The sequence below is a fragment of the Sphingomonas mali NBRC 15500 genome, from assembly GCF_001598415.1.
GTDB classification, from domain to species: domain Bacteria; phylum Pseudomonadota; class Alphaproteobacteria; order Sphingomonadales; family Sphingomonadaceae; genus Sphingomonas; species Sphingomonas mali.
In genome coordinates this window covers 44,123-70,958 of record NZ_BCYX01000015.1, presented here as the reverse complement: position 1 = coordinate 70,958, position 26,836 = coordinate 44,123, and the positions used below count along the sequence as shown (strand labels likewise).

Here is a 26,836-nt window from a genome sequence, read left to right as displayed (position 1 = left end):
TTATTTCCCAAGCTTGAGGGTATCGAGGATCAGCGACTTGGCGGTCTGCATGACTTCGACATTGTTCTGGTAGCTGCGGCTGGTCTCCATCATGTCCACCAGCTCGCGGGTCTCATCGACCGCCGATTCCCAGACATTGCCGTCCTTGTCGGCCATCGGGTTGGCGGGGTCGTAGCGTTTCGTCGGGTTCTCGCCGGCGGTGACGACGCTTTCGACGTCGACCGTCGACATGCCGCTGGCCTTGTCGAAGCTGGTGCGGAACACTGGCTTGATCGTGCGATAGGCGGTGTCGGCCGAGCTCGCGACCGACCCGGCATTGGCCAGGTTGGAGGCTGTCGTATTCAGGCGCACGAGCTGCGCGCTCATCGCGCGGCCCGACACCTGAAAGATCGTCATCGGTCCGTTGCTCATGATTATTCGCCCCTCAGCGCGCGGGTGATCTGGCCGATCCGCCCGTTCAGGAAGGAGAGCGTCGTCTGATACTGGACGGCGTTTTCGGCAAAGGCGGTCTGCTCGGTCGACAGGTCGACGGTGTTGCCATCGAGGCTGGGCTGCAGCGGCACGCGATATTTGGTCGCGCTCGCGAGGCCGGTGTCGGTCAGTCCGCCTGAGCCGGTGGCCGATGACAGCGCCTGCTGAAAGTCGATGTCGCGCGCCTTGAACCCGGGGGTCGAGGCGTTCGCGATGTTGGAGGCAAGCACGCCCATGCGCTGACCGCGCACTTCGAGCGCCGCCCCATGTATCCCGAACAGAGTGTTGTCGGCCATTGCCGTCACCTCGCGTGAAATCCTGCGCGAGAGATGAGCAAGGGGCGTGCCAATTGCCCGACAAAGGCGGATTTGCCGGTTTTCGCTCCGCTAAGCCGACGGGAGCGGCAAAGCTTTGCCGGTGGCGGCAAGCTGATTTGCCGGTTTGCCGGTGGTGACAGACCCTCACCCTTCCGGCGCTCCGCGCCTCCCTCCCTCTCCCGCAGGCGGGAGAGGGAAGGGGCCCGCTCGGCACAGCCGAGTGGGAAGGGAGAGGGTCTGTCGGTATCACGACCGAACTGGCACCATGCTTGCAGTAGATCGCGCATATGACGACGGACCCCATCACGCTCGGCGCTTTCCTCGATCCAGCCGCGATCGGCATCGTGGCCGGCGGCACCGTGCTCGCGACCCTGTTGCGGACCTCGCTCGGCGATGTCGGGCGAGGTGTCGCCGCGCTCCGTGCGCTGGCGCGAAAGCCGTTCGACGCGACGCCGTTGGTCGACCAGATCGCCGCGCTCGGGCGGATCGCGCGCCGCCATGGCATGCACGCGCTCGACCGTTCGGTGATTGCCGACCGCGATGTCGCCGCGGCGGTTGTTGGAATCGTCGACGGCGCGACGCCCGACGAAATCACGCGCCAGCTCGACGAGCGCCGCCGCGCGCGCATCCTGCGCCACGCCGCCGCCGCCGACATGTGGGCCGGCGCTGCCGAGGTCGCGCCGGCCATGGGCATGGTCGGCACGCTGGTCGGACTGGTGAAGATGTTCTGGGCGATGACCGACCCCGCCGCGATCGGCGCGGGGATGGCGGTTGCCCTGCTCGCGACGCTCTATGGTGCGCTGATCGCCAATCTGATCGCGATGCCGATCGCGGTGCGCCTGCGCCGCCGTGCGCGCGCCGAAGCCGAAGAGCGCACGCGGCTCGTCGCGCCGCTCGCCGCGCTCGCCGAAAAGGGGCGGATCAAGGCCCCCACCAGCTTCACGCCGGCAGCGGTATGAGCGAGACCGATCTGCTCGATCCGCCGCCAGCGCGGCCGCTCTGGTTGTGGACGCTGGCCGATCTCGCCTTGCTGCTGGTCGGCTTCTTCGTGCTGGTCCAGGCGACCGATCGACAGGCGCTGGCCAAGGGGTTGCGCGAGGGGTTCGGCGGCAAGCCGGCGACGACCGCCGCGATATCCACCCCCGCCGATCCGATCCCGCTCGCGTCCGCCGCCGCAGGGTTCGCTCCCGGTTCGGCCAGGATCGTCATCACCGACGGCCTGCTCGAGTTCGCGATGGAAAGCCTGCGCGATCCGCGCGTGACCCTGCGCATCGCCGGCAGCGCCGAGGGGACGCAGGCCGATAGCGACCCGACCACCGGCAGCGCGCAGATCCTGGCGAGCGACCGCGCCCGCGCGACCGCCAGCTGGCTGATCGCGCACGGCGTCGCCGCCGACCGCATCATGATCGCGACGCCGGGAACCGGCCGCCGCATCGCGCTGGTGACGATGAGCTTCACCGGCGATCCCGTCAGGAAAAAACCATGACTCGAACTTTATCCTTCATCGCGCTGTTGCTCATGGCGAGCCCCGCCGCGGCGCAGAATTTCCAGAGCACCACGCTGATCGACAAAGCGGTCGCGGGCTTTACCGGCCACGCGATCGGCGAGTCCGGCGGCGCCCGCACCGCGGTCGATACCCGGCTGAAGCTCACGACCTGTCCGATGGTCTCGCTCAACTGGCGCACCGACAGCCACGATTCCGTCGTGGTGACCTGCACCGATCCGCAATGGCGCATCTTCGTGCCCGTGATGATGCCGGCACGGCCTGCGCCTGCCGCGACGCCGGCAGCGGCGCCCGTCGCCGCGGCCAAGGCGGCGATCGTCATCAAGCGCGGCGATCCGGTGACGGTGGTCGCGGGCGATGGCGGCTTTTCGGTGACGCGCGACGGCATCGCGACGACCGACGCGGCGGCCGGCGCACGCGTGCTGATCCGCGTTCAGGACGGCAAGCCGCCGATCCAGGCGATCGCGGTCGAGCCGGGCAAAGCCATGATTCCCGGTGCGGAATAATTTTTTCTAAAGAATTTGGGCAGGCGGACGTTCGATGATCCAGACACGCTTCAGGGTGGACAATGGTGGACTCGATCGGACCGAAGGGCTCAACGCCCAATGCCCGTATCGCTCCGGTGCTCGGAGCGGCGGCCGCCGCGAAGATCGCGTCGGCCATCGCCACGCCCGAGCAGCAGATGCAGGCGTCGCACCCAGTCGGTCAGCTGGTGCAGGAACTCGCCGCCAAGCCGCCGGTGGATGCGGAACGCGTCGACCGGTTTCGCAAGGCGATCGCCGATGGCAGCTTCCAGCCCGACCCGCAGAAGGTCGCGGACCGGATGTTGTCGTTAAGGGGGGAATGGATCGATGACGCGGCGTGAAGGCCTGATCAAGATAATCGACCTACTTCACGCCGAGATTGCGGCGATGAAGACCAACGATGTCGACGCTCTCGACAAGGCGACCAGTGCGAAGCTGGCCGCGCTCAACGACTTGGCGGCGATCGATGGTGGCATGCTGGAACCCGGCGTGCGCGAACTCGCCGAGGAGGCGCACCGCCTGAACGAGACCGCGCGGATCTATTGCAACCTGCTGGCGGCAAATGTCCGTCGCCGCCTGCAAATTCTTGCCGGTGACGCTGCCGGTGGCTACCGCGCCAACGGGCATCTCGCGGCCTACGCGTAAGTTTATTCGACGAAATTTGGTGTTCTCCTAATTCCCCTCCCGCCTGCGGGAGGGGCTAGGGGAGGGCATGTTTCTCAGGCGGCGGCGCTGTTTCGACACGCCCTCCCCCAACCCCTCCCGCGAGCGGGAGGGGAGTTCCCCCATCCCCCATTAACCAAAACTGGCACGCTGCTTGCTGAGTGATCCCCGTAACAGGGAGCATTCAGCCAAACCCCATGGGCGGCGTCGTAGCACTTACCGGAAATGTCGACCGCGTCAGGACGGCGATCGCGAATGCGAGCCGCTCGACCGGCATGGATTTCGACTATCTGCTCGGTCAGGCCCAGCTCGAAAGCGGGCTGAACCCGGGCGCGCGCGCCGGCACCTCGTCGGCGACCGGTCTCTATCAGTTCATCGATCAGTCCTGGCTCGGCATCGTCAAGCAGCACGGCGCCGAGAACGGCCTGGGCTGGGCGTCGAACGCAATCACCCGCTCGGGCAACCGCTGGGTGGTGAACGATCCGCAGATGAAGAGCGCGATCCTCAACCTGCGCAACAATCCCGACGTGTCCGCGACGATGGCCGCCGAGTTCGCCTCGGACAATCAGGCGTCGCTCGAAAGCTCGCTCGGCCGCGGCGCCACCGGCACCGATCTCTACATGGCGCATTTCCTCGGCCTGGCCGGCGCCAAGTCGTTCCTCCAGACGATGCAGAGCAACCCCGGTGCGTCGGGCGCGGCGATGTTCCCCGCCGCCGCCCGCGCCAATCGCTCGATCTTCTACGACGCCGGCGGCAATGCGCGCAGCCTGAGCGACATCTATCAGCGCTTCGCCGCCAAGCTCGACAAGGGCGCGGCCAAGGTCGGCGCGACCAGCCTGGCGTCCGACGCGCTGGACGGATCGGGCGCGACCGCGTTCGCCAAGGCCTATGGCACCAGCGCATTCGAAACCGCGAAAGCCAATTTCGCCTCGCTCGCTTCGGTCACTGGCCTCGGCGACGCGCAGGTCATCACCGGATCGGCCGATACCAGCGGCAGCGCCGCGGCCTGGGCCAAGGCGGCGCTGATGCGCGTCAACGGCGCGCAGGCCGCGACCGGTGCGCCGACCGATCCCGCCAATTCCGCCAGCGCGGTCAATCTTCTCCGGCCGACGCCCGACAATGCGCGGCTGGCCTATCTGATGCTTGCGAGCCTGGGAGCGTAACGCGTGCCGCCTGTCCTGAAGAATTTCCTCGCCGGCAACGTCCGCAACGCCGCCCTCCCGGGCGCGATCCTGCTGCTCGTCGTCCTGATGGTCGTGCCGATCCCGGCGGCCATGCTCGACATCTTCTTCGTCACCAACATCGCGATCAGTCTCGCGGTGCTGATGGTCGCGTTGAACGCGCAGAAGCCACTCGATTTCTCCGCCTTCCCGACCGTCCTCTTGTTCGCCACGCTGTTCCGCCTCGGCCTCAACGTCGCCTCGACCCGCGTCGTGCTGGTCCATGGCCATGAGGGTGAGAGCGCGGCCGGTCATGTCATCGAGGCATTCGGATCGTTCCTGATCGGCGGCGATTACGTCGTCGGCATCTTCGTCTTCTCGATCCTGGTGATTATCAACCTGATCGTGGTGACCAAGGGCGCGGGGCGCGTGTCCGAGGTGTCGGCGCGCTTCACGCTCGACGCCTTGCCCGGCAAGCAGATGGCGATCGACGCCGACCTCAATGCCGGCCTGATCACCCCCGACGAAGCCAAGGCGCGCCGCATCGAAGTGTCGACCGAGGCCGATTTCTACGGATCGATGGACGGTTCGTCCAAGTTCGTGAAGGGCGACGCGGTCGCCGGCTTGCTGATCCTGTTCGCCAATATCATCGGCGGCCTGATCCTGGGGCCTGTCAGCCACGGCATGTCGGTCGGCGCCGCGGCGCACAACTATATCCTGCTGGCGATCGGCGACGCGCTGGTCGCGCAGCTGCCGTCGCTCATGCTCTCGATCGCCGCCGCCGCGATCGTCACCCGCGTCACCTCGAGCCAGGATCTCGCCGGCCAGATCGGCACGCAATTTGGATCGGCGCGCACCTGGACCCCGGTCGCGGGCATCCTGGGGCTGCTCGGCGTGCTGCCGGGCATGCCGCACCTCGTGCTGTTGGCTGCTGCGGGCATCGCCGGGTTCGCCGCGTGGAAGCTGCGCCAGATCGCGCATCGCCCGCCGCCGCCCGCGCCCGCCGCCCCCGCGCCCGATCTGTCCAAGATCGGCTGGGACGAGGTCAGCGACGGCATGCAGATTCATCTGGACATCGGCTATGGCCTGGTGCCGCTGGTCGACGAGCGTCGCGGCGCCCCCCTGATGGGCCGCATCACCGGCGTCCGCCGTCAGCTCAGCAAGGACCTCGGCTTCGTCGTGCCGCAAGTGCGCGTCCGCGACGACATCAACCTCGCGCCCTACACCTATCGCATCATCGTCGGCGGCGTCGTCATCGCCGAGGATCAGGCATCGGCCGATGAGATGCTCGCGCTCGACACCGGCCAGGGCGTCGGCGAATTGCGCGGCAAGAAGGCCAAGGACCCGACCTTCGGGCTCGACGCCACCTGGATCCAGCCGGGCGACGCAGATGCCGCGACCGGCCAGGGCTATCTGGTGGTCGACGCCGGTACCGTGGTCGCGACCCACCTCAACCATCAGCTCAGCCAGAACGCGTCCGACATGCTCGGCGCGGACGAGGTCCAGCAACTGCTCGACGGGCTGAAGGAACGCAATCCGCAGCTGGTCGCCGCGCTGACCCCGGCGCCATTGCCGCTGACCACCTTGACCCAGGTGCTCAAGGGCCTGCTGGCCGAGGGCATCAGCCTCAAGGAATTCCGCCGCATCGCCTCGGCCATCGCGGTCGCCGCGCAGCGCACGGTCGACGCCGAAGAGATTATCGAGGCGATCCGCCCCGATCTCGGCGGGCTGATCATCCAGAAATTGTGCGGCGTGCACGAACCGCTGCGCGTGATGACCTTGGAAGGGCAGCTCGAAGGGCTGCTCGGTCAGGCGGTCCGCTCCGACCCGTCGCGCCGCCACACGATCGAACCCGATCTCGGCCGCCGCATCGTCGACGCGCTGACCCAGGCGGCGGCGCCGCTCGTCGCCGAAGCCAAACCCTTCGCGCTCGTCGTCCAGCCCTCGATCCGTCTCGCGATCCGCAAGCTGGTCAAGACCTGCCTCCCCGACACTCCAGTGATGAGTTTCTTCGAAGTGCCTGAAGAGAAATCGGTCGAAGTCGTCGCCGTGATCGGCGCTCCCCAGGCGCTCGCGGCATGAGCGCGGAACCGATGCAGAGCGCGTTCGCCAACGCGCAACCGATCCCGGGTCCGCTGACCTATGGCCGCACCGGCGCCGATATCGACGCTTTGGTGCGCAAGCACTCGCCGCTGGTCCGCCGCATCGCCTGGCACGTCCATGGCAGCATTTCGGGCGTGTGCGAGGTCGAGGATCTGGTCCAGATCGGGCTGGTCGCTTTGGTCGAGGCGATCCACGGCTTCGAGGATCGCGGCCAGGTGACGTTCGAACAATATCTCGCCACCCGCCTGCGCGGCGCGATGATCGACCAGCTCCGCCGCCAGGCGACCCTGACCCGCGGCGCGATGCGCCGGCGCAAGCAATATCAGGAAACGGTCGCCTCGCTGACCGTCGACCGCAAGCCGCCGGCCGAGGCCGATGTCGCCGAGAAACTCGGCGTCAGCGTCGAGAAACTGCGCGCCGATTATTCGAGCGCGGAGGCGGTGCGGTTCGACTCGCTGGATGAGGTCTATACCGACGACGGCCCGTGGTTCATGTCCGACGAGCCCGACGCGTTCGAGCAACTCGCCGAGGCCGATCTGCGGGAGACGTTGGTCGGCGCGATCGCCGCGTTGCCCGAGCGTGAGGCGCAGGTGGTGCAGCTATATTATGTCGAGGAACTCAACCTCGAGGAAATCGGGCATGTGCTCGGCGTGGGCGCCGCGCGCGTGTGCCAGATCAAGGCGTCGGCGCATGCGCGGTTGAAGAAGGTGCTGGCGAAGGCGGTTTGACGGGCGGGGCACGGCTGCTGACGGCTTGTAGAGCCGGGCGTGTTGGCCGACGCCGTATTTTTCGTACCGCCGCCTACATAATGCGCGGCGGCCTCGCCACCTCGCCTCTTCCTACCGTTTGGCGTCCGCCGTCATTTTCACCGCCCCCGACTGACCCGCGATCAGCCCGCGATACCAATGGTAGGAATCCTTCGGCGTCCGGCGTTGCGTGGCGTAATCGACGCGCACTAGGCCGAAGCGTGGTCCATAGCCGTCGGCCCACTCGAAATTGTCGAGGATCGACCACACTAGATAACCGCGCACATCGATCCCGGCATCCATTGCCTTCCTGACCGCGCGGATATGGGCGTCGAGGAACGCGATCCGGCCGGCGTCATGCACCGCACCCCGCACGACGCTATCGGTGAAGGCCGCACCGTTTTCGGTAATGATGATCGAGGGCAAAGCGGGGCCGTAGCGAGCGCGTAACCCGAGCAGCACGTCGGTCATGCCTTGCGGGTCGACCGGCCAGCCCATCGCGGTTCGCGCGAATTTCGCGGGCGGCGGCGCTTCCTCGATCGGCTGGGCGCTGCCCGGCGGACTGACGCGCATGAAGTTGGTATTGTAATAATTGACGCCAAGAAAATCGAGCGGCTGGGCGATCGTCGCGAGGTCGCCGTCCCGCACTGCCGTCGCGGTGAGGGCGTCCGGCAATTCCGCGGGGTAGCGACCGAGGAGCAGGGGATCGACGTGCAATCCCCAATAATAGAGCGTCATTGCCTGCGCGGCCGGTTCGTCCCGCGCCGGATCGGCCGGCCGCACCATCGCCAAATTCTGGGCGATGCCGATCTGCGCCTTGCGTTTCACCGTCGCGCGGAGCGCCTGAACGGCCTTGCCGTGCGATAACAGCAAGTGATGCGCGACCGGGAAGGATTGCGGCATATCGAGCTTCAGCCCCGGCGCATTGACGCCGAGAACGTGCCCCAGGACGTGGTGCATGAAGGTCTCGTTATGCGTGATCCAGCGCGGCACGCGATCGCCGAGACGCTCCGCCATGATGTGCGCATAGTCGGCAAACCGATCGCAGGTGTCGCGGTTCTGCCAGCCGCCGGCATCCTGCAGGGCTTGCGGCAGATCCCAGTGAAACAGGGTCGGCATCGGCTCGATGCCCCTGGCCAACAATTCGTCGGTCAGCCGCGAATAGAAATCGAGCCCCTTCGGATTGGCCGTGCCGCGCCCCTCCGCCTGGATCCGTGGCCATGCGATCGAGAAACGATAGGTCCGCGCGCCGAGCTGGCCGATCAGTCCGACATCCTCACGATAACGATGATAGTGGTCGCACGCGATGTCGCCATTGGCGTTACCCGCGATATTGCCGGGTTGGTGGCAGTACGTGTCCCAGATCGACTTTCCGCGACCGTCCTCGCTCACGGCGCCTTCGATCTGATAGGAGGACGCTGCCACTCCCCACAGAAAATCGGGCGGGAAGGCCGGCATGGCGGGTTGCACGCCGGGCTTCGATGCCGCGATCAGGCCAGGTGCCGCAATCGTCGCGCCTGTCGCCAGTACGAATTCACGCCTCCGCATGCTCGCCTCTCCCATCTCCCCATTGTCTCGGCCGCAACGGCACTTGCGGGGTAGTTAAGCGATAAAAGAGCGCGCCAAAACAATAGTCAACGCTATATTTTTGTAACGGGTTACGGCGGCAATAGCTCCTAAACCTGATGCGCCGCCCGGCTGTCCTGCGGCGCTTCTTCCCGCTCCTCCAGCCCATAGTCCCGCAGCACCCGCGCCACGCGCAGTCGGTACTCCGCGAACACCCCGCCGCGTCCCGCCGCCTGTGCGCGGCGATGATCCTCGGTGTTGCGCCACGCCGCGACCCCCGCCTCGTCGCGGAAGAAGCTCAGCGACAGCATCTTGCCGGGATTGGTCAGGCTCTCGAACCGTTCGACCGAGATGAACCCGTCGATCGCCTCCAGTTCGGGTTTCAGCCGCGCGGCGATGTCGAGATAGGTGTCGCGCTGCCCCCCGGCGGGTTCGACCTCGAAGATCACCGCGATCATCGGTCGACCCTGGCCAGGAAGATGCGGTCCTCGCGGCGGATGAAGCGCTCGCCTTGCGCGAAGGCGAAGTTCTGGCGACCGATCGGATGGTCCTTGAGCCGCGCGCGATAGGCTTCGTACTCGGCCAGACTCTCGATGTTGTAGACGCCATAAGCCGTCGTCGCCGATCCTTCGTGCGGGGCGAAATAGCCGATCAGATCGGCGCCGCACTCGGGGATCGCCTGGCCCCAAATGCGGGCATAATCGACGAACGCGTCGCGGCCCCAGGGCTCGATATCGTAGCGGATGAAGCAGGTGATCATTCGGTCTTCTCCAAAGTGTCCGTGCACTTTAGCGATTCCGGCCGCGGCGATGGTTCGGTACAGATCGAACCATGAGAGAAGGCCCCTATATCGCCGAAATCGCCGCGCTGATCGGCGACCCCGCGCGCACCAACATGCTGACCGCGCTAATGGACGGGCGCGCGCTGACGGTGAGCGAGCTGGCGCATGTTGCGGGCATCACCCTGCCGACCGCCAGCGGGCACATTGCCCGGATGGAGACGGCCGGGCTGCTCGCCGCGGAGAAACAGGGGCGGCATCGCTATCTGCGGCTGTCGGGCCCCGACGTGGCCACCGCACTCGAGGCGCTGATGGAATTGGCGCAGCGGACCGGCGCTGTCAGACTGCGCACGGGGCCGCGCGACCCGGCGCTGCGTGAAGCGAGGGTGTGCTACGATCATCTTGCCGGCGCGCGCGCGGTGGCGGTGGCGGCGAAGCTGGCGGACGCGGGGATGATGGTCGACCACGGCCTGACCGATGCCGGCCGCGCGTGGCTCGCCGATCGCGGGTTCGTGCGCGGGGACGGACGGCGGCCGTTCTGCCGCACGTGCCTCGACTGGAGCGAGCGGCGGCATCATCTCGGCGGAGCGCTCGGCGCGCAGATTTTGAGCCGCGCGCTGGACGAGGGCTGGGCACGGCGCGGCGAGGGCAGGGTGATCGACTTCGGCCAGCGCGGCGCGGCGGCGTTTGATCGGCTGTTCGGGCTTTAGGGTGTCGACATTCAGTTTTCGAACTCCCCTCCCTGCTTGCAGGGAGGGGCTGGGGGTGGGTGCGCGTGTCTGCGCGCCCAAGAGACTCATGGACCTGTCGGCAAACAGCGCCGGACGAGGCATCGAGCTTCGCCCGACGCTACACCCACCCCTTGATCCCCTCCCTTGCAGGGAGGGGAGAATCGCAACGTCGACACGTCTTAAATCCCGGCAACCCTTCGTAGCGCCCCCGCGTCGAGCACACGCAACGACCCGTAGCCCGGCGCGACCCAGCCGCGTTTCGCCAGCGCCAGGATATGCCCGCTCGCCGATTTGCGGCTGAGCCCGCACATTTCGGCGAGATCGGCTTGCGTCGCGGGAACGTCGCCATGGTCATCGGCCAACTGCGCCAACCGCGCCGCGACGCGCTCGCGTGGCGACAGGCACAGGTTGAGCGCCGCCCCGTGCACTGCGGCATCGAGCTGGTCGTAGAGCAGGGCCATCGTCGCTGGCCAAGCACCCGGCTGGCGTGCGGCGATTCCGGGCAAAGCGGTGTCGGGCACCAGCAACACCCTGGCCGCTCGCTGCGCGCGGACTGTGACGATCCGCCGCCCGCCGCCGAAGCGTCGTGACTGGCCGATCGCCTGGCCCGGCCCCGCCAGCCCGAGCAGCACGTCGCGCTCGGGACCGACGCTCGCTTCCAGCCGCAGCACGCCCTCGACAACCAGGCACAGGCCCGGCTCCTCGTCGCCCTCCGAATAGATCCACTGCCCGGCGTCGAGCGTGGCGATGCGGCCGGCTGCGATCAGTTCGGCGGCGAGCGCGGCGTCGAGCGTGGCAAACCAGCGGCCACGGCGGAGAGCGTCGAGCAATTCCATCTGCCAATTGCTACGATCGTAGCAATCCTGGTACAAGCCGCGCGATAAGATCGCCGGCAAAGGAGAGGAATCATGACCATGCAGATTCGCCCGATCGCCGATCATTGCGGCGCCGAAGCCAGCGGCATCGACCTGCGGAACCTCGACGACAGCGGCATCGACGCGCTCAAGGCCGCGGTCGCCGAACGCGGCGTGCTGTTCGTCCGCGACCAGGAGCTCAGCCCCGAGGATCACATCGCCTTCGCGCGGCGCTGGGGCGAGATCGACATCAACAATTACTTCCCGGCGAATGGCGGCCATCCCGAGATCGCCGAGGTGCGCAAGGCGGAAACCCAGACCACCAATATCGGTGGCGGCTGGCATACCGATCACAGCTATGACCAGGTGCCGGCAATGGGCTCGATCCTGCTCGCGCGCGAAACGCCACCGACTGGTGGCGATACGCTGTTCGCCAGCCTGGGCGCGGCGTATGATTCGCTGTCGGACGGGCTCAAGGCGACGCTCGAGGGGCTGCGCGCCGTGCATTCGGCCGACCATATCTACGGCCATGACGGCATCTACGCGAAGACCGACCAGGCCGCCGATCTCAAGGGACATGAGATCCACGCCGCCGCGGTTCATCCGGTGGTGATCCGCCACCCGGTGACGGGCCGCAAGATCCTCTACGTCAATCCCGCCTTCACGCTGCATTTCGAAGGCTGGACGCGCGAGGAGAGCATGCCGTTGCTGTCCTATCTCTACTCGGTCGGCATGCGGCCGGAGTTCCAATGCCGCTTGCAATGGGCGCCGGGCTCGCTCGCGATCTGGGACAATCGCTCAACCTGGCATTGCGCGATGAACGATTATCAGGGGCATCGACGGCTGATGCATCGGATCACGATTTCCGGAGTGGCGCTAAACTAGGGTTGCGTTTGAAACCGGACGGGCCCGGGCGGTGGCATCAGCATCGGTACGGGGCCGCCGGCCTCGACCAGAACTTGATCCAGGGGCACCGCATCGGCCGCAGCGCCGGCGTCGAAGACCTGGATCAGCCGGCGTCCCTTGGACGGCAACAATTCCCTGGGGATCGCTATCGGCTTGCCGCCAAGGGCTGCCAGCCAAGCCGGCCGGCCGAAGCGGTAGGAGCGCCGCGGGTGTACGACCTGCAGGTCGACTGCGCCGGCATATGGCCCCAGCACCAGCGGCCGCCGCCCGACGAAGAAGATCGCGGAACGGTCGCCGATCCGCGCCGACGCCATATCGTACGCGCCACGCGTGCCGGGCGACAGATCGTCGATCGTCGCCTGGTCGATCGTCAGCGGGTCGATGCCGGTCATCCGTTTCAGCCTCGATGCCATCCACTCAGTCTTGCCCAGCGGGCGTTCGGCGACATGGCTGACGCCGACATAGATAAGCACCTTGGCCTTGGGCTGCCTGGCGAAGATCGCGGCGACCAGATTGTCCGCCTGCGCCTGGTCGCGCTCAGCGATGCCGCCGCCCGGCGTCAATTGCTTGGTCGTGGCTTCGTAAGCGACTGGCTCATAGCCCAGCGCCAGTGATTCGCGCAGGAAACCGGCAAAGACCGGGTCGGGCGTATAGCCGCCGGTGTTGAAGCGGACGTATCTGTCGCGTTCAAGTTGTGCGGTTGCCGAGCCCGGATCGCCCGTCGGCACGTCATTCCGAAGCGTTTCGAACGCCAGAATCGAGAAGCCGAGCGGCCGAAGCGCGCGCGCAACCTCCAAACCGAAGGCGCGATCACGCGGGGCGGCGTGCGTTTCGTTGAGGATGACGATTTGCGACGTCGCGGCTCGGCGCACGATCTCGGCGATAGCGTCGCGCGGCGTCGCGGCCGCAATTCTGGCGGCCCATCCGCGCCCAAGAATGTAATCGGCATCGGCCGGGTCGGCTTTGGCGGGTGCGAGTTCATTCGTCATGAAGGGGCTGAACTGCAGCCACAGTTTCTCGGCCATGAGATCGCGTGTCGTACCATCGGGCGCATAGGCGGCCGATTTCAGGGCGTCGATCGTCTCGAGATAGTCGCCCGTGCCGACCCGCTTACTGGCGGTCTGGATGATCGTTGGAGGCGCGACCTGCTGGGCGCGCAGCATCGTTGCGCAGGGGGCGGTCATAGCCGCGGCAACGATAGCGATAAGAGCGATGCGGTTCACATCGCCTGTTGTAACGAGCGGGCCAGCCGTGGCTAGGAGGCCACCGTTCCTCCTTCCGGGGGAGCAGGAAAACGTTCGGCTTGGCGGTCACGTCGTCGGACGTGCCGGCTGTGCCGGCCCGCCGCCCGCCGTGACGAGTCCCGGATTTGCCGCGGGCAAATCCGGGCCGTCCGCCCGCTACTTCATCAGCACCAATTCCTCCGCCATCGTCGGGTGCAACGCCACCGTCTGGTCGAACGCGTCCTTGGTCAGGCCGGCCTTCACCGCGACCGCTGCCGCCTGCAGTATCTCCGCCGCCTCCGGCCCGATCATGTGGATGCCCAGGATCTTGTTGGTCTCGCTGTCGCAGATCATCTTGTACAACGCGCGCTCGTTGCGGCCGGCCAGGACGTTCTTCATCGGGCGGAAGTCGCTGACATAGACTTTGACCGATCCGTATTTGATCTTGGCCTGGCTCTCGGTCAGCCCGACGCCCGCCATCTGGGGATGGCTGAACACCGCGGCGGGGACGCAGTGATAGTCGACTCGCGTCGGCTTGTTGCCGAACACGGTGTCGGCGAACGCCTGGCCTTCGCGGATCGCGACCGGGGTCAGCTGGATGCGGTCGGTGACGTCGCCGACCGCATAGATGCTCGGCACGCTCGAGCGATTGTCCTCGTCGACCCTGATCGCACCTTTTTCATTGAGCTCGACTCCTGCCGCGTCGAGGCCGAGATTCTCCGTATTGGGCACGCGGCCGGTCGCGAACATCACGCAATCGACCTCGATCGGCGCGTGGTTCGACATCGAGACCTTGAGGCTGCCGTCGGCCTGCTTCTCGATCCCTTCGAACTTGGCGTTGAAGCGGAAATCGATCCCCTTCATCATGCTGATCTGGAGCAGGCGGTCGCGGATCTGCTCGTCATAGCCGCGCAGAATCTGGTCGCTGCGGTTGATCAAGGTCACCTTGGCGCCGAATTCGTGGAAGATGCCGGCGAATTCGTTGGCGATATAGCCGGCGCCCGCGATCAGGATGCGCTTGGGCACGCTCTCGAGATGAAACGCCTCGTTCGAGGTGATGCCATATTCGTGGCCCGGACAGGTTGGGACGTGCGGCCGCGCGCCGGTCGCGATCAGGATGTATTTCGACGTGACCTCGCGCCCCGACGCCAGGCGGATATTATTGGGGCCGGTCAGCTCGGCGCGCTCGTTGATGACCTCGACCTTATGGCTGTCGAGTGTGGTGTTGTACGCCTTGCTGATGCGGTCGACTTCCTCGAACACATTGCCGGTCAGCGTCTTCCAGTCGAACTTGCAGTCGGCGGGGACATCCCAGCCGAAGCGCCGCGCGTCCATCAAATCCTCGGCGAAATGCGCGCCATAGACGAGCAATTTCTTGGGCACGCAGCCGCGAATCACGCAGGTGCCGCCGACGCGATATTCCTCCGCCGCCGCCACGCGAGCGCCATGCGCCGCCGCCACCCGCGCCGCACGCGTGCCGCCCGATCCGATGCCGATGACGAACAGGTCGTAGTCGTATTCAGCCATTCCAAAACTCCGTTCGCCCTGAGCTTGTCGAAGGGCGTGTGTCCAAACCGTGCTTCGACAGGCTCAGCACGAACGGGGAAAGGGGTCAGCCAAACGCCCGCTTGATCAAATCCTGGGTCGAGGCGTCGAAGTCGCCGCCGCCCTTGGCCGCCGCCTTGGCCATTTCCTTGCCCAATTCGACCCCGAACTGGTCGAACGAGTTGATCCCGAGCAGCACGCCCGACACGAATACGCGATGCTCGTGATAGGCGATCAGCGCGCCCAGGGTCCGCGCGTCGAGCTCGTCGAGCAGCAAGGTGGTCGATGGCCGGTCGCCTGGATAGGCGCGAGCGAGGTCGTCGGGATTCTCCTTGCCCTTCATCAGCGCAGCGCCTTGCGCGAACATGCTGTTGAGCAGGGTCTTGTGGTGGTCCTCGCTCAGCGTGTCGGCCTGCTCGATCACGCCGATGAATTCGAGCGGGACGAGATGCGTGCCCTGATGGAGCAGCTGGAACACGGCATGCTGTTGGTCGGTGCCGACACCACCCCAGGTGATCGGCGCGGTCGGACGGCCGACGGGTTTGCCTTCGATCGTTACGCCCTTGCCGTTCGATTCCATCTCGAGCTGCTGGAGGTAGGAGGGCAGCAACCGCAGCCGCTCGTCGTAGCAGAACACGCCGCGCGTCTCGCAGCCGAACGCCTGGGTGTAGAGCAGGTCGGTGAAGGCGGCGAGCGCGGGGACATTTTCGTGCAGCGCCGACAGCCGGAAATGCCGGTCCATCTCGGCCGCGCCCTCGAGCAATTCGGAGAAAGCGTCCCAGCCGAGCGCCATCGCGGCGGGAAAACCGATCGACGACCAGAGCGAATAGCGCCCACCGACGGTGTCGGCGAACGGCAGCACCCGCGTCTCGTCGACTCCCCATTCGATCGCCTTGTCCGGATCGGCGGTCAGCGCGACGACGCGGCCATAGGGGTCCTCGACCCCGCCCGCCTGCATCCACTCGACGACGCTTTCGGCATTGAGCATCGTCTCGGTGGTGGTGAAGGTCTTGGACGCGATCGCCAGAACGGTCGCACTCGGATCGAACCGCTTGAACGCTTCCTCAAGTGCCAGCCCATCGACATTGGAGACGATCGCCACGTCATAGCGGTTGGAATCGCGCCCCAGCGCATCGACCAGCAGATCGGGACCGAGCGCCGATCCGCCGATCCCGACATGGAGGATATTGCGGATCGGGCCCAGCGCCTCGGCCTCGATCGCGTCGATCAGCGCGCGCATCCGGGCGTGGAGCGCCTGTGCGCTGGCGACGTCGTCCTTAGCGCCTTCGCCGCGTTCGGCGGTATGGGTGACGGCGCGGTTCTCGGTGACGTTGATCACCTGGCCGGTGAACAGGGCTTCGCGCTTGCCGGCCAGGTCGCTTGCCTTGGCCAGTTTCTCGAACGCCTTGATCGCCTCGTCGGTCAGATGCGTTTTCGACCAATCGAAATGGATGCCGCAAACGTCGGCCGAATATTTGCCCAGCCGCTCCGGATCGTCGGCGAACAGCTTGGTCAGGGGGATGCGCTTCAGCGCCTCGATCTCGCTCCAATCGGCCATATTTGGGTTCCTTATTCGACTCGGGGGTCTCAATGGGCGTTCCGGCCGTCCCGTTCAAGGAACCACGCCTGCCCCGAGCTAAGCTTGACGCGCGCAACGCGGATGCGCAAACCGCGCGCCATGACCGATACACCTCAGGCGACCCCGTCCGACGCCGCGCCCGATCCCATTGTGGCGCCCACCGGCACGCCTGCGCCCGCCGCGAAGAAACCCAAGAAGGAAGAGGATTGGAAGGACACGTTCAGCTTCATCATCAAGCTGGTCGTGGTCGTGGTGATCTTCCGCAGCTTCCTGTTCTCGCCTTTCTCGATCCCGTCGCAATCGATGCTGCCGCGGCTCTATGTCGGCGACTATCTGTTTATCTCGAAATGGAATTACGGCTTTTCTAAGCATTCGCTGCCGTTCAGCGTGCCGCTGATCCCGGGGCGGATCTTCGGCCGCAACCCGACGCCGGGTGACGTCGTGGTGTTCAAGGCGCCGCCGGGCAATGACCAGGATTACATCAAGCGCGTCATCGGCCTGCCCGGCGACACGATCCAGATGCGCCACGGCCAATTGATCCTGAACGGCGTCGCGGTGCCCAAGGTGCGCGTCGCGGACTTCACTATCCCGCTGACTCCCAATTATCCCGCCGGCAAGGAATGCCCCGCAGAATTCCAGGCGACCGACAGCGCGGGCAAGCCGATCTGCCGCTACATGCAATTCAAGGAAACATTGCCCAACGGGGTCAGCTACACTGTGCTCGACCGCGGCGAATTCCCCGACCGCGACGATACCGATGTCTATACGGTTCCCGCCGGCCACGTGTTCATGATGGGCGACAATCGCGACGATTCGGGCGACAGCCGCTTCCCGGCGCAGGAGAATGGCGCGATCGGCATGGTCCCGCTGGAGAATCTGGAAGGCAAGGCCGTCGTCACCTTCTGGTCGACCGACGGTAACGCGCAATGGCTGCTGCCCTGGACATGGTTCACCGCGGCGCGCTGGAGCCGACTGGGACAGGGCTTTTGACCACTGCCCCTCGATCGGGGAATAGCCAGGTGACGACCAAGGAACTTGCCGGCTGGATCGTCGCGACCTTTGGACGTGCGCCCGGCGACCTTGCGCGGTTCGAGCGCGCCTTGACGCATGGCAGCCAGGCGAGCGCGAATTACGAGCGGCTCGAATTTCTCGGCGACCGCGTGCTCGGGCTCGCCATGGCCGAATGGCTGTACGAATTGTTCCCCGACGAACCCGAAGGTAGCCTGTCGAAACGCCTCAACGCGCTCGTCACCGGCCCGGTCTGCGCCGATATCGCCCGCGAGATCGGGGTGCGGCCTTTCCTCGGACTGGGGAAGCAGGCGCGGGACGATGGCGCCGCCGACAGCGACAATGTGCTGGGCGACGTGATGGAGGCGCTGATCGGCGCGCTCTATCTCGATGGCGGGTTCGCGCCGGCGCGCGACTTCGTCCGCGCGCGCTGGGCCGATCGTGTCCATGCCGATGCTCGTGCGCCGCAACACCCCAAATCGGCGCTCCAGGAATGGGCCGCCGCGCACAACCGCAAGTCCCCGGTGTACGAGGTGGTGACGCGATCGGGGCCGCAGCACGCGCCGCGCTTCACCGTGCGCGTATCGCTCGGCAGCTACGCCAGCGCGGAGGCGGAAGGATCGAGCAAGCAGGAAGCGGAAACTGCTGCCGCTCGCGTGCTGCTCGCGCAGGTGCAACCATGACGCAGCATTGCGGTCTCGTCGCCGTGCTCGGCGCGCCCAATGCGGGCAAGTCGACCCTGGTCAATGCGCTGGTCGGGCAGAAGGTCGCGATCGTTAGCCCCAAGGCGCAGACCACGCGGACGCGGCTGCTCGGCGTCGCGATCGAGGGCGAGACGCAGATTCTGCTGGTCGACACGCCGGGCATCTTCGAACCGCAGCGCCGGTTCGACCGTGCGATGGTCGCCGCGGCCTGGGGCGGGACGGAAGGCGCCGACGTGACCGCTTTGGTGGTCGATGCCAAGGGCGGGCTCGGCCCCAAGGTGATGCCGATCGTCGAGAGCATCGCCGGCCGCCCCGAACGCAAATTCCTGATCCTCAACAAGGTCGATATCGCCGACAAGGCGCGGCTGCTGGTCCATGCCGAAAAGCTGAACGCGGCGGCGCATTTTGACGAGACGTTCTTCGTGTCGGCGTCGACCGGCGACGGGCTGGCCGAGCTCAAAAAGGCGTTGAGCTATGCCATGCCCGAGGGGCCGTGGCATTTCCCCGAGGACCAGGTCAGCGACGCGACCGAACGCGCGCTGGCGGCCGAGGTGACGCGCGAGCAACTCTATCTCCAGCTCCACGCCGAATTGCCCTATGCCAGCGCGGTCGAGACCGAGGCCTTCACCGAGCGCGAGGACGGATCGGTCGAGATCCGCCAGCAGATCCTGGTCGAACGCCCAACGCAGCGCGCGATCGTGCTGGGCAAGGGCGGTAGCCGGATCAAGGAGATCGGGGCGCGGGCGCGGGCGCAATTGAACGAATTGCTCGACCGCCCGGTGCATCTGTACCTGCACGTTAAGGTGAAGCCGGGCTGGGACGAGGACCGCGAGGTCTATCGCGACATCGGGCTGGATTGGGTCGACTGATCCTCCGGTCACTCCGGCATACTTCTGTCGCCGCAGCGTACCCTCCCGTCACCCCAGCGAAAGCTGGGGTCTCCAGCGGGTACGCGATGCTGCTTGAGATCCCAGCTTGCGCTGGGATGACGGAGTGGGTCAGGCGAGCATCTGACCCACCCACTCCGGCACCAGCGCCCCCGCCGGCCCCAACCGGCTCTCGTGAAACCACCCGCTCCCCTCCGACCGATCGAGGTTGAGCTCCAGCGTCCGCGCCCCATGATATTTGGCCGTCTGGACGAACCCTGCCGCCGGATAGACCGCACCCGACGTCCCGATCGACACGAACAGATCGGCCCGCGAAATGGCCCGCTCGATCACGTCCATCGCGTACGGCATCTCGCCGAAAAAGACGATGTCGGGCCGAACCGCCGCCGACCCGCACGAAGCGCAGATCGTCCCCGGTGGCATGTCGCCGTCCCACGCCTGCCGGTGCTCGCACGCCGCGCACAGCGCCGACTTCAACTCTCCATGCATATGGAGCAATCGCTTCGCGCCCGCGCGCTCATGCAAATCGTCGACATTCTGCGTGACGATCAGCAACTCGCCCGGCCATTCGGCGTCGAGCCTAGCCAGCGCTCGATGCGCCTCGTTGGGCTCGACCCCAGCCAGCGCCGCGCGCCGGAGGTCGTAAAATCGGTGCACCAATTCGGGATCGCGCGCCAGCGCCTGCGGCGTACACACATCCTCGACGCGATGCCCTTCCCACAACCCGCCCGGCCCACGAAACGTCGCGATGCCGCTTTCGGCGGAGATGCCCGCGCCGGTCAGGATCACGATGTTGCGGATGTCGGTCATTCCGCCACAGTAAGCGATGGCCGTTTTGACCGCTATTGGTGGAACGCTGTCATTGCCACGAAGCGACGGCCGACCGATAGTGCGATGCGATGAAGCCTTACTGGATTACCACTAACCAGCCGATGACGCTCGGCTACGGCATTACCGCGCATTCCGCCGAAGACGCTGAGACATTGCTGCGGCTAGTCGTTCCAGCCGAATATGCCATCAACGACATAATCTGGGTCCGCGATGTCCGGTCGCTCGATCAGGGTCACGTCGTTCCGAATATGGGCAACCTGCTAAAGCGGGGCATTTGGTTTCCCCTCGGACACGATCATTTAGCGGGCTGACAGGTCCGCCCAGCAATTGGGTCTATAAAGGACTTGCCGGTCACTCCTTCACGAAGTCGCCGGCCTCCGCCGTTGGCGATCAGGGTAGGCGGCCGTGCAATCCCTTTACAAAGCGGCGATTTCCGCGTGACACGGCACAATGACTGATTTCGCGACGACCCGGCGGCTGTTCCACCTGCCCGAGGGTCTAATCTATCTCGACGGCAATTCGCTCGGGCCGCTGCCCGTGTCGGCGGAGGCGCGGGCGCGCCACGTGATGATCCGCGAATGGGGCGATCAGCTGATCAAGGCGTGGAACACCGCGGATTGGATCGGGCTGCCGCGCCGCGTCGGCGATCGCATCGGCCGGCTGATCGGCGCGCCGGAGGGCAGCGTCGCCACCGGAGATACGCTGTCGGTCAAGGTGTTCCAGGCGCTCGCCGCGGCGCTGGCGTTGCGGCCCGAGCGCAGGGTCGTGCTGTCGGACACCGGCAATTTCCCCTCCGATCTCTATATCGCCAGTGGGCTGCTCCAGGCGCTCGGTGGCGGGTTCGAATTGCGGCTGGTCGCGCCGGAAGACGTCGAGAGCGCGATCGACGAAAGCGTCGCGGTGACACTGATCACCGAAGTCGATTACCGCACCGGTCGCCGCCATGACATGAAGTCGCTCACCGCCAAGGCGCATGCGGTGGGCGCGGTCACGGTGTGGGACCTCGCGCATTCGGCGGGAGCGGTGCCGGTCGACCTGACTGCCGCGGATGCCGATTTCGCGGTCGGCTGCACCTATAAATACCTCAACGGCGGCCCCGGCGCGCCCGCCTTCATCTATGTCGCGCCGCGCTTTGCCGAGAGCGCGCGGCCGATCCTGTCGGGCTGGATGGGGCATGAGGCGCCGTTCGCCTTCGATCTCGATTACCGCCCCCATGCGAGCGTCGAGCGGATGCGCGTCGGCACCCCGCCGGTGCTGGCGCTTGCGGTGCTCGATGCCGCGCTCGATGCGTGGGACGGGGTCGACATGGCCGATGTCCGCGCCGCCTCGATCCGCTTGAGCGAACGCTTCATCGCCGAGGTCGAGGCGCGTTGCCCTGACCTCACGCTCGCATCGCCACGCGATCCGCACGGGCGCGGCAGCCAAGTCTCGTTTCGTCACTCGCAAGGCTATGCGATCATGCAGGCGCTGATCGCCAACAATGTGATCGGCGATTTCCGCGCGCCCGATCTGATCCGCTTCGGCTTCACCCCGCTCTATCTGTCGGAGGAGGATGTCGTGGCGGCGGCGGCGGTGCTCGAACGGGTGATGACCGAGCGCTTGTGGGACGACCCCGCCTATGCCACGCGGTCCAAAGTGACATGACCGACGACCACCGATCAAATGCCGGCGACGCCGACGGGCCAGAAACCGACTTCGCCGGCAAGATGGCCTATGGCGATTATCTGCGCCTCGACCTGATCCTCGGCGCGCAGCAGCCGCGCTCGGCAGCGCATGACGAAATGCTGTTCATCATCCAGCACCAGACGTCGGAGCTCTGGATGAAGCTCGCGGTGCACGAGCTCGAATCGGCATGCGACGCGATCGCGAACGACCAGCTGCCGCATGCCTTCAAGATGCTCGCGCGCGTCTCGCGCATCCTCGAGCAGCTCAATAACGCCTGGGACGTGCTGCGCACGCTGACGCCGAGCGAATATACCGAATTCCGTGCCGATCTCGGCCAGTCGTCGGGGTTCCAGTCGCATCAGTACCGCGCGATCGAATTCCTCTGCGGCAATCGCAACGCCGCGATGCTCAAGCCGCATGCCCATCGCGCCGATGTGCTGGCGGGCCTGGAGGGCATCTTGTCGCGACCCAGCCTGTACGACGAGGCGATCCGCCTGCTCGCGCGCTCGAGCTTCGACGTGGGGGCGGAGCGTGCCGACCTTCGCGAGCAGCGCGTCGAAAACGACAAGCTCCGCGCCGCCTGGGCCGCGATCTATCGCGATCCCGATCGGCATTGGCCGCTCTACGAGCTGGCCGAGAAACTGGTCGATCTCGAGGATTATTTCCGCCGTTGGCGGTTCAACCACGTCACCACGGTCGAGCGCGTGATCGGCCTCAAGCGCGGCACCGGCGGGACGCAAGGCGTCGCCTATCTGCGCCGGATGCTCGAAGTCGAGCTGTTTCCCGAGCTGTGGCACGTGCGGACCGAACTTTAGCGCTTCGCGCCAATTCCCCTCCCATTTACGGGAGGGGCTAGGGGAGGGCGTGTTTCAATCGGCATCCACGGAGGCGACAAGCCCTCCCCCGACCCCTCCCGCAAGCGGGAGGGGAGATGATGCCGCCTGTCCAATCTTGCGGCCGCTATGGATCGCGAGCGGTCCTCACCTCACGCGTCGGTCGACGCGGTCGTCCAGCCGAGGCGCGGGATCGTCACCGACCGCCGTCCCGACAGATCGGTGCGCGTCACGATGACGTCGCGATCTTCCATATAGGCCAATACGCGCCGCGCGCGGCCGAGCGAGCTGGTGCCATAGATGCGCGCGATTTCCTCGTCGCTCGGACAGGGGGCATTCTCACGCGCTGCGCGGGCGATCAGCAGGAAGGCGCCGAGCATCTCGTCGGGCACGGCGGCGGCGGCGGTCATCGCCGGCGCCCATTGCTCGTCCTCGGGCTGGTAAATGCCTGCGCGCGCCGCGGCGAGCCGGCGAGCGAAGCTCGACGGGTCGAGCGCGATGCGGCGCAACCCGGCCATGCGGCACCGCACCTGGAAATCCTGGAACAGGGCGGCGGCGGGACGCAGCGCGCTGTCCGGATCGGCGACGATGCCATGCAGCGCGTCGGCCATCACCGCCTCGGCGTCGACCGGGTCGGCGTCGTCCGGCTCTGCCGCGGGTGTCGCCGCCAGCGCTTCGAGCAATTCGGCCGCCGGCGCCGGACGCGGCGGGGGAGGGGGTGGCAGCGGCAGCGACTGCGTTTCCTCGACCGGCGCGAGGATGAAGTCGCGCATGTCTTCGGCCGGGCTCTGGTCGGGGAGCGGCACCAGCTTGGGGCTCGAACTGCGCGCGCTGGTCTCGACCTCGCCGATGCGGATCGTCACCGGACGCCGCGCGACCGCCGGGCCAAGCCCCAGGAAGGTTCCCCGCGGCAAGTCGCGGATCGCCTCGGCCTGGCGCCGTTCCATGCCGAGCAGATCGGCGGCGCGCGCCATGTCGATGTCGAGAAAGGTGCGGCCCATCAGGAAGTTGCTCGCTTCCGCCGCGACGTTCTTCGACAATTTGGCCAAGCGCTGCGTGGCGATGATCCCGGCCAGCCCGCGCTTGCGCCCGCGCGACATCAAATTGGTCATCGCGCCCAATGAAGCGCGGCGGACGTCTTCTGCCACTTCGGCGCCGGCGGCAGGCGCGAAGATCTGGGCTTCGTCGATCACCACCAGCGCCGGATACCAATAGTCGCGCGGCGCATCGAACAGCGCCGACAGGAAGGTCGCCGCGCAGCGCATCTGCCCTTCCATCTCCAGCCCTTCGAGGCTGAGCACGACCGAGGTGCGATGCTCGCGGCAGCGCGCGGCGAAGCGCGTGATCTCGGCAAGCGAATAGTCGACCGCCTCGATCGCGACATGGCCATAGGGCCCGGCGAAGGTGACGAAGTCACCCTCGGGATCGACGATGACTTGCTGCACCTGCCGCGCGCTGCCTTCGAGCAGGCGGCGCAACAGATGCGACTTGCCCGATCCCGAATTGCCCTGGACGAGCAATCGGGTGGCGAGAAGTTCTTCGAGATCGACGCATGCCGGCCGGCCGGCCGAATCGATCCCCATATCGATCTGAAACGTCATCGCCCCGCGCATGGTGGCAACCGCCATCGAAGGGCAAGCCGTAGCGGCGAAAAAAGCTGCGGATTATCTGGCCGCTATGCCGGGCCGAGGTGCGACGATCCCATCTTGGCAATCAATAGCCGGCAATCTCCGGTACGCAGGTGTCTCCTGCGGTCGGGCATCGTTGCCAGCCGCCGCCCATCGCCTGGAACAATTGAACCCGCGCGGTCAGCGCATCAGCACGAAGTTGGATCAGCGACAGCTGGGCGCCAAGCAGCCCACGCTGCACATCGAGCTGTTCGAGATAGGGCGAATAGCCCTCGCGATAGCGGTTGGTCGCCAGTCGCAATCCTTCCGCCAGCGCGTCCTGTTGCGCGCGAGCCAGCCCAACCTGCTCGTCGAGCCGCTTGGCGCCGGCCAAAGCGTCCTCGACTTCGCGGAAGGCGATGAGCGCGGCGCGGCGATAGGCGAACGCCGCCTGGTCGCGTTGCGCGCCGGCCGCTTCGGCCTGCGCGGTCAGCCGGCCGCCTTCGAAAAGGGGCGCCAGGATGCTGCCGCCGATCGACCAGAGCGTGATCGGATCGGCGAGCAGAGTCGAAAACGCCGCGCCGGCCGATGCGCTCAGTCGGACCTGCGGCAGGAACCGTTTGCGCGCGGCGGCCAGCGACTTGTCCGACGCGGCGAGCTGAAACTCGGCCTGGGCGACGTCGGGCCGCCGCCGCAACAGTTCCGATGGCAGGCCGTCGGGGATCGCCGGTACCGTCAGCCGGTCAAGCGGCAGGCCGCGATCGATCGCCTGGGGCGTCTCTCCGGTGAGCAGGCTCAGTGCATTCTCGGTCCGCGCGATGGCGAGCTCGATCTGCGGGACGATCTGCGCGGCGGCGTCATATTCGGCTTCGGCCTGCTGCAACTCCAGCTTGGGCGAATAGCCACGCCCGACGCGCGAGCGGGCGAGCCGCAGCGATTCCGATCGCGCCGCGACCGTCGCCCGCGCGACCTCGAGCCGAGCGTCGAGCCCGCGCAATGCGATATAGCCGCTCGCCACCGCCCCTGCGACCGACAGCCGCACCGAATCGCGTGCGGCCTGGCTTGCGAACCAGGCGTCGCGCGCCGCCGCCTTGCTGTCGGCGAGCCGGCCGAACAGATCGACTTCATAAGCCGCCTGGACTTGCGGCTGTGCGGCATTCTGCTCGGAGGGCTGGCCGAAGGGGCTGACCGATCGCGACCGGCCGCCGGTGAGGCCGGCGTCGATGGTCGGCAACAGCTGCGCGCGCGCCAATGCGAGGTTGGCACGCGCTTCGCGCACGCGCCCCACGGCGATCGCGATGTCGGTATTGTTGGCCAGCGCCTGGTCGATCAGCGACGCCATCACCGGATCGCCGAACGATTGCCACCAGGCGCGGTCGATCGGCGCCGTCGGGCCGGCATCGGTGCGCCAGGCCGGCGCCGGCGCAACCGGCGGCACCGCGGCGGTCCTCACCGGGGGGCCGGCGCACGACGTGAGGAGAATCGCCAGCAATGGCGCGGCGTGCCGCCTTCTCATCATCGCCGTCCGCCACGGGTGTCGATGTTGACCTCGACCGACATGCCGGGCCTGAGCCGCGCCGCTGCAGCCTGTCCCGGATCGATCGCGATGCGCACCGCGATACGCTGCGCGACCTTGACGAAATTGCCCGTCGCATTGTCGGGCTTGAGCACCGCGAATTCGGAACCGGCGGCCGGCGACAGGCTTTCGATCCGCCCGGTGAGCCGCGCGCCGCCCAGCGCGTCGACCTTGAACGTCGCGCGCTGCCCGACCGTCATGTCGCGCGTCTGCGTCTCCTTGTAATTGGCGATCACCCAGACATTGTGCGGCACGATCGACAGCAATTGCGTGCCGGCTGTTACGTACGCGCCGTCGCGCACCCCGATCTCGGACAATTGGCCGTCGACCGGCGCGCGAATGATCGTGTTGTCGAGGTCGATCTGGGCGAGGCGGAGCTGCGCCTTGGCCGATTCGACGGATGCCTCCAGCCCGGCGCGTCCGACCACGACGGTGCGGACGTCCTGCGTGCCGATCGCGCGGCTGGCCTGGGCCTGGCGTACACCCGCTTCGGCGGCGAGCAAGGCGGCGCGCGTCTGGTCGAATTCGCGGGCCGAGATCGATCCGTCGGCGACCAGCGCCCGGGCGCGGCGCATATCGGCCTGCGCCTTGACCAATTGCGCCTGGGCGTTGGCGATGCCGGCATTCTGCGCCTCGGTCGCGACTTCGCGCGAGCGTTGCGCTTGCGCCGAATTGGCTAGCGACGCTTGTTGCGCCGCAACATTGGCTTCGGCCTGGGCGACGCGGGCGCGATAGATGCGGTCGTCGATCGTCGCCAGGACCTGGCCCGCTTTGACCTCGGCGAAATCCTGAACGGTGACGTGCGTGACATAGCCGCTGACTTGCGGACTGATGATCGTGACCCGACCGCGGACATAGGCGTTGTCGGTCTTTTCCGACCAGCCGACGAACGGCGGCAACCGCCAAGCGTAGAGGATCGCCAGGATCGCGCAGAGTGCCAGCACGATGATCACCGCCACGGTGGTCCGCGACTTGGCCGGCGGATTCCAGCTCGACGGCGCCGGATCGACCTGGGCGTCGGCTATTGTCTTGTCCGGCAGCGTTTGGTCGCTCAT

At 66.7% G+C, this 26,836-nt stretch carries 29 protein-coding genes; 16 read left to right on the top strand and 13 right to left on the bottom strand.

The genetic code is table 11. The features are described 5' to 3' along the window. Together flgC and flgB are read right to left on the bottom strand one after the other, a co-directional pair. Window positions 1-411, bottom strand: a complete 411-nt coding sequence (gene flgC / locus SMA01S_RS12710) for a flagellar basal body rod protein FlgC (protein WP_066590173.1) — start codon at window positions 409-411, stop codon at window positions 1-3. Window positions 412-413: 2 nt separating this feature from the next. Continuing rightward, the gene (gene flgB / locus SMA01S_RS12705) at window positions 414-767 is read right to left on the bottom strand and encodes a flagellar basal body rod protein FlgB (protein WP_066822453.1); all 354 of its coding nucleotides are present in this window, start codon (window positions 765-767) and stop codon (window positions 414-416) included. 308 nt (window positions 768-1,075) lie between these two features. On the opposite strand from flgB, the gene SMA01S_RS12700 reads away from it, so the two are divergent. The 8 genes from SMA01S_RS12700 to SMA01S_RS12665 all read left to right on the top strand — a co-directional run bounded on the left by SMA01S_RS12700 (window position 1,076) and on the right by SMA01S_RS12665 (window position 7,470). Further along, window positions 1,076-1,747 (top strand): motility protein A, encoded by a 672-nt coding sequence (locus SMA01S_RS12700; RefSeq protein WP_174543130.1) that lies wholly within the window; start codon window positions 1,076-1,078, stop codon window positions 1,745-1,747. Further along, on the top strand, window positions 1,744-2,274 hold the full coding sequence (locus SMA01S_RS12695; protein WP_066822451.1) for an OmpA family protein: 531 nt from the start codon (window positions 1,744-1,746) through the stop codon (window positions 2,272-2,274). The genes SMA01S_RS12700 and SMA01S_RS12695 overlap by 4 nt, the downstream gene beginning before the upstream one ends. Further along, the gene (locus SMA01S_RS12690) at window positions 2,271-2,798 is read left to right on the top strand and encodes a flagella basal body P-ring formation protein FlgA (RefSeq protein WP_066822448.1); all 528 of its coding nucleotides are present in this window, start codon (window positions 2,271-2,273) and stop codon (window positions 2,796-2,798) included. The genes SMA01S_RS12695 and SMA01S_RS12690 overlap by 4 nt, the downstream gene beginning before the upstream one ends. Window positions 2,799-2,860: 62 nt before the next feature. Beyond that, window positions 2,861-3,157: a flagellar biosynthesis anti-sigma factor FlgM gene (gene flgM, locus SMA01S_RS12685; protein ID WP_066822445.1), complete on the top strand. Its 297-nt coding sequence runs from the start codon at window positions 2,861-2,863 to the stop codon at window positions 3,155-3,157. Next, window positions 3,144-3,461, top strand: a complete 318-nt coding sequence (locus tag SMA01S_RS12680) for a hypothetical protein (protein ID WP_066822442.1) — start codon at window positions 3,144-3,146, stop codon at window positions 3,459-3,461. Before flgM ends, SMA01S_RS12680 begins: the two co-directional genes overlap by 14 nt. A gap of 215 nt (window positions 3,462-3,676) precedes the next feature. Continuing rightward, window positions 3,677-4,642 carry a hypothetical protein gene (locus tag SMA01S_RS12675; RefSeq protein ID WP_066822439.1) on the top strand — a complete coding sequence of 322 codons (966 nt, stop codon included), beginning with the start codon at window positions 3,677-3,679 and terminating at the stop codon, window positions 4,640-4,642. A gap of 87 nt (window positions 4,643-4,729) precedes the next feature. Then, window positions 4,730-6,721 (top strand): flagellar biosynthesis protein FlhA, encoded by a 1,992-nt coding sequence (gene flhA / locus SMA01S_RS12670; protein ID WP_245649269.1) that lies wholly within the window; start codon window positions 4,730-4,732, stop codon window positions 6,719-6,721. Continuing rightward, a complete protein-coding gene (locus tag SMA01S_RS12665) occupies window positions 6,718-7,470 on the top strand; it encodes a sigma-70 family RNA polymerase sigma factor (RefSeq protein ID WP_066822436.1) in 753 nt (250 codons plus the stop codon). The genes flhA and SMA01S_RS12665 overlap by 4 nt, the downstream gene beginning before the upstream one ends. Window positions 7,471-7,581: 111 nt before the next feature. Here SMA01S_RS12665 and SMA01S_RS12660 read toward each other — a convergent pair whose 3' ends face one another. The 3 genes from SMA01S_RS12660 to SMA01S_RS12650 form a co-directional block, all read right to left on the bottom strand. Beyond that, window positions 7,582-9,036, bottom strand: a complete 1,455-nt coding sequence (locus SMA01S_RS12660; protein ID WP_218016893.1) for a GH1 family beta-glucosidase — start codon at window positions 9,034-9,036, stop codon at window positions 7,582-7,584. A gap of 128 nt (window positions 9,037-9,164) precedes the next feature. Then, window positions 9,165-9,512, bottom strand: a complete 348-nt coding sequence (locus tag SMA01S_RS12655; RefSeq protein ID WP_066822433.1) for an antibiotic biosynthesis monooxygenase family protein — start codon at window positions 9,510-9,512, stop codon at window positions 9,165-9,167. Then, window positions 9,509-9,814, bottom strand: coding sequence for an NIPSNAP family protein (locus SMA01S_RS12650; protein ID WP_066822430.1), 306 nt, complete (start codon window positions 9,812-9,814; stop codon window positions 9,509-9,511). The genes SMA01S_RS12655 and SMA01S_RS12650 overlap by 4 nt, the downstream gene beginning before the upstream one ends. 71 nt (window positions 9,815-9,885) lie before the next feature. Here SMA01S_RS12650 and SMA01S_RS12645 point away from each other — a divergent pair, with 71 nt between their 5' ends. After that, complete coding sequence (locus tag SMA01S_RS12645) at window positions 9,886-10,542, top strand: ArsR/SmtB family transcription factor (protein WP_066822427.1); 657 nt, start codon at window positions 9,886-9,888, stop codon at window positions 10,540-10,542. A 200-nt stretch (window positions 10,543-10,742) separates the two neighbouring features. Here SMA01S_RS12645 and SMA01S_RS12640 read toward each other — a convergent pair whose 3' ends face one another. Beyond that, window positions 10,743-11,435 (bottom strand): Crp/Fnr family transcriptional regulator, encoded by a 693-nt coding sequence (locus SMA01S_RS12640; RefSeq protein ID WP_218016892.1) that lies wholly within the window; start codon window positions 11,433-11,435, stop codon window positions 10,743-10,745. A 36-nt stretch (window positions 11,436-11,471) separates the two neighbouring features. Between SMA01S_RS12640 and SMA01S_RS12635 the strand changes: the two genes are divergently transcribed. Beyond that, on the top strand, window positions 11,472-12,302 hold the full coding sequence (locus SMA01S_RS12635) for a TauD/TfdA dioxygenase family protein (protein ID WP_218016891.1): 831 nt from the start codon (window positions 11,472-11,474) through the stop codon (window positions 12,300-12,302). Here SMA01S_RS12635 and SMA01S_RS12630 read toward each other — a convergent pair. The 3 genes from SMA01S_RS12630 to pgi all read right to left on the bottom strand — a co-directional run bounded on the left by SMA01S_RS12630 (window position 12,299) and on the right by pgi (window position 16,649). After that, entirely contained in the window at window positions 12,299-13,507 is a 1,209-nt protein-coding gene (locus SMA01S_RS12630; protein WP_066822419.1) for a hypothetical protein, read from the bottom strand. The genes SMA01S_RS12635 and SMA01S_RS12630 overlap by 4 nt on opposite strands. 216 nt (window positions 13,508-13,723) lie before the next feature. Further along, window positions 13,724-15,073 (bottom strand): glutathione-disulfide reductase, encoded by a 1,350-nt coding sequence (gene gorA / locus SMA01S_RS12625; protein WP_066822416.1) that lies wholly within the window; start codon window positions 15,071-15,073, stop codon window positions 13,724-13,726. Window positions 15,074-15,158: 85 nt separating this feature from the next. Continuing rightward, complete coding sequence (pgi, locus tag SMA01S_RS12620) at window positions 15,159-16,649, bottom strand: glucose-6-phosphate isomerase (RefSeq protein ID WP_066822412.1); 1,491 nt, start codon at window positions 16,647-16,649, stop codon at window positions 15,159-15,161. A 120-nt stretch (window positions 16,650-16,769) separates the two neighbouring features. Between pgi and lepB the strand changes: the two genes are divergently transcribed. From lepB to era, 3 genes are read left to right on the top strand one after another with little or no spacing between them, the layout of a single operon-like run. Next, complete coding sequence (lepB, locus tag SMA01S_RS12615) at window positions 16,770-17,660, top strand: signal peptidase I (RefSeq protein ID WP_066822594.1); 891 nt, start codon at window positions 16,770-16,772, stop codon at window positions 17,658-17,660. Between the two features lie 29 nt (window positions 17,661-17,689). Then, window positions 17,690-18,361 (top strand): ribonuclease III, encoded by a 672-nt coding sequence (rnc, locus tag SMA01S_RS12610; RefSeq protein WP_245649265.1) that lies wholly within the window; start codon window positions 17,690-17,692, stop codon window positions 18,359-18,361. Next, entirely contained in the window at window positions 18,358-19,251 is an 894-nt protein-coding gene (gene era, locus SMA01S_RS12605) for a GTPase Era (protein ID WP_066822406.1), read from the top strand. Before rnc ends, era begins: the two co-directional genes overlap by 4 nt. 129 nt (window positions 19,252-19,380) lie before the next feature. Here the strand turns inward: era and SMA01S_RS12600 are convergent, their stop codons facing one another. Beyond that, window positions 19,381-20,079, bottom strand: coding sequence for an NAD-dependent deacylase (locus SMA01S_RS12600; RefSeq protein WP_066822403.1), 699 nt, complete (start codon window positions 20,077-20,079; stop codon window positions 19,381-19,383). An 89-nt stretch (window positions 20,080-20,168) separates the two neighbouring features. Between SMA01S_RS12600 and SMA01S_RS12595 the strand changes: the two genes are divergently transcribed. The 3 genes from SMA01S_RS12595 to kynA all read left to right on the top strand — a co-directional run bounded on the left by SMA01S_RS12595 (window position 20,169) and on the right by kynA (window position 22,580). Further along, window positions 20,169-20,411, top strand: a complete 243-nt coding sequence (locus SMA01S_RS12595) for a hypothetical protein (protein WP_066822401.1) — start codon at window positions 20,169-20,171, stop codon at window positions 20,409-20,411. Between the two features lie 139 nt (window positions 20,412-20,550). Next, entirely contained in the window at window positions 20,551-21,744 is a 1,194-nt protein-coding gene (gene kynU / locus SMA01S_RS12590) for a kynureninase (RefSeq protein WP_066822400.1), read from the top strand. Further along, window positions 21,741-22,580 carry a tryptophan 2,3-dioxygenase gene (gene kynA, locus SMA01S_RS12585; RefSeq protein ID WP_066822399.1) on the top strand — a complete coding sequence of 280 codons (840 nt, stop codon included), beginning with the start codon at window positions 21,741-21,743 and terminating at the stop codon, window positions 22,578-22,580. The genes kynU and kynA overlap by 4 nt, the downstream gene beginning before the upstream one ends. 170 nt (window positions 22,581-22,750) lie before the next feature. Here the strand turns inward: kynA and SMA01S_RS12580 are convergent, their stop codons facing one another. From SMA01S_RS12580 to SMA01S_RS12570, 3 genes are all read right to left on the bottom strand, one after another. Next, window positions 22,751-24,199, bottom strand: coding sequence for an ATP-binding protein (locus SMA01S_RS12580; protein WP_066822591.1), 1,449 nt, complete (start codon window positions 24,197-24,199; stop codon window positions 22,751-22,753). A 112-nt stretch (window positions 24,200-24,311) separates the two neighbouring features. Further along, window positions 24,312-25,721 carry an efflux transporter outer membrane subunit gene (locus SMA01S_RS12575; protein WP_066822588.1) on the bottom strand — a complete coding sequence of 470 codons (1,410 nt, stop codon included), beginning with the start codon at window positions 25,719-25,721 and terminating at the stop codon, window positions 24,312-24,314. Continuing rightward, a complete protein-coding gene (locus SMA01S_RS12570; protein ID WP_066822398.1) occupies window positions 25,721-26,836 on the bottom strand; it encodes an HlyD family secretion protein in 1,116 nt (371 codons plus the stop codon). Before SMA01S_RS12570 ends, SMA01S_RS12575 begins: the two co-directional genes overlap by 1 nt.

Coding starts and splice junctions, on each gene's coding strand:
- flgC (WP_066590173.1), bottom strand. CDS start 411: ATGAGCAACGGACCGATGACGATCTTTCAGGTGTCGGGCCGCGCGATG.
- flgB (WP_066822453.1), bottom strand. CDS start 767: ATGGCCGACAACACTCTGTTCGGGATACATGGGGCGGCGCTCGAAGTG.
- SMA01S_RS12700 (WP_174543130.1), top strand. CDS start 1,076: ATGACGACGGACCCCATCACGCTCGGCGCTTTCCTCGATCCAGCCGCG.
- SMA01S_RS12695 (WP_066822451.1), top strand. CDS start 1,744: ATGAGCGAGACCGATCTGCTCGATCCGCCGCCAGCGCGGCCGCTCTGG.
- SMA01S_RS12690 (WP_066822448.1), top strand. CDS start 2,271: ATGACTCGAACTTTATCCTTCATCGCGCTGTTGCTCATGGCGAGCCCC.
- flgM (WP_066822445.1), top strand. CDS start 2,861: ATGGTGGACTCGATCGGACCGAAGGGCTCAACGCCCAATGCCCGTATC.
- SMA01S_RS12680 (WP_066822442.1), top strand. CDS start 3,144: ATGACGCGGCGTGAAGGCCTGATCAAGATAATCGACCTACTTCACGCC.
- SMA01S_RS12675 (WP_066822439.1), top strand. CDS start 3,677: ATGGGCGGCGTCGTAGCACTTACCGGAAATGTCGACCGCGTCAGGACG.
- flhA (WP_245649269.1), top strand. CDS start 4,730: ATGGTCGTGCCGATCCCGGCGGCCATGCTCGACATCTTCTTCGTCACC.
- SMA01S_RS12665 (WP_066822436.1), top strand. CDS start 6,718: ATGAGCGCGGAACCGATGCAGAGCGCGTTCGCCAACGCGCAACCGATC.
- SMA01S_RS12660 (WP_218016893.1), bottom strand. CDS start 9,036: ATGCGGAGGCGTGAATTCGTACTGGCGACAGGCGCGACGATTGCGGCA.
- SMA01S_RS12655 (WP_066822433.1), bottom strand. CDS start 9,512: ATGATCGCGGTGATCTTCGAGGTCGAACCCGCCGGGGGGCAGCGCGAC.
- SMA01S_RS12650 (WP_066822430.1), bottom strand. CDS start 9,814: ATGATCACCTGCTTCATCCGCTACGATATCGAGCCCTGGGGCCGCGAC.
- SMA01S_RS12645 (WP_066822427.1), top strand. CDS start 9,886: ATGAGAGAAGGCCCCTATATCGCCGAAATCGCCGCGCTGATCGGCGAC.
- SMA01S_RS12635 (WP_218016891.1), top strand. CDS start 11,472: ATGACCATGCAGATTCGCCCGATCGCCGATCATTGCGGCGCCGAAGCC.
- SMA01S_RS12630 (WP_066822419.1), bottom strand. CDS start 13,507: ATGACCGCCCCCTGCGCAACGATGCTGCGCGCCCAGCAGGTCGCGCCT.
- gorA (WP_066822416.1), bottom strand. CDS start 15,073: ATGGCTGAATACGACTACGACCTGTTCGTCATCGGCATCGGATCGGGC.
- pgi (WP_066822412.1), bottom strand. CDS start 16,649: ATGGCCGATTGGAGCGAGATCGAGGCGCTGAAGCGCATCCCCCTGACC.
- lepB (WP_066822594.1), top strand. CDS start 16,770: ATGACCGATACACCTCAGGCGACCCCGTCCGACGCCGCGCCCGATCCC.
- era (WP_066822406.1), top strand. CDS start 18,358: ATGACGCAGCATTGCGGTCTCGTCGCCGTGCTCGGCGCGCCCAATGCG.
- SMA01S_RS12600 (WP_066822403.1), bottom strand. CDS start 20,079: ATGACCGACATCCGCAACATCGTGATCCTGACCGGCGCGGGCATCTCC.
- SMA01S_RS12595 (WP_066822401.1), top strand. CDS start 20,169: ATGAAGCCTTACTGGATTACCACTAACCAGCCGATGACGCTCGGCTAC.
- kynU (WP_066822400.1), top strand. CDS start 20,551: ATGACTGATTTCGCGACGACCCGGCGGCTGTTCCACCTGCCCGAGGGT.
- kynA (WP_066822399.1), top strand. CDS start 21,741: ATGACCGACGACCACCGATCAAATGCCGGCGACGCCGACGGGCCAGAA.
- SMA01S_RS12580 (WP_066822591.1), bottom strand. CDS start 24,199: ATGACGTTTCAGATCGATATGGGGATCGATTCGGCCGGCCGGCCGGCA.
- SMA01S_RS12575 (WP_066822588.1), bottom strand. CDS start 25,721: ATGAGAAGGCGGCACGCCGCGCCATTGCTGGCGATTCTCCTCACGTCG.
- SMA01S_RS12570 (WP_066822398.1), bottom strand. CDS start 26,836: ATGAGCGACCAAACGCTGCCGGACAAGACAATAGCCGACGCCCAGGTC.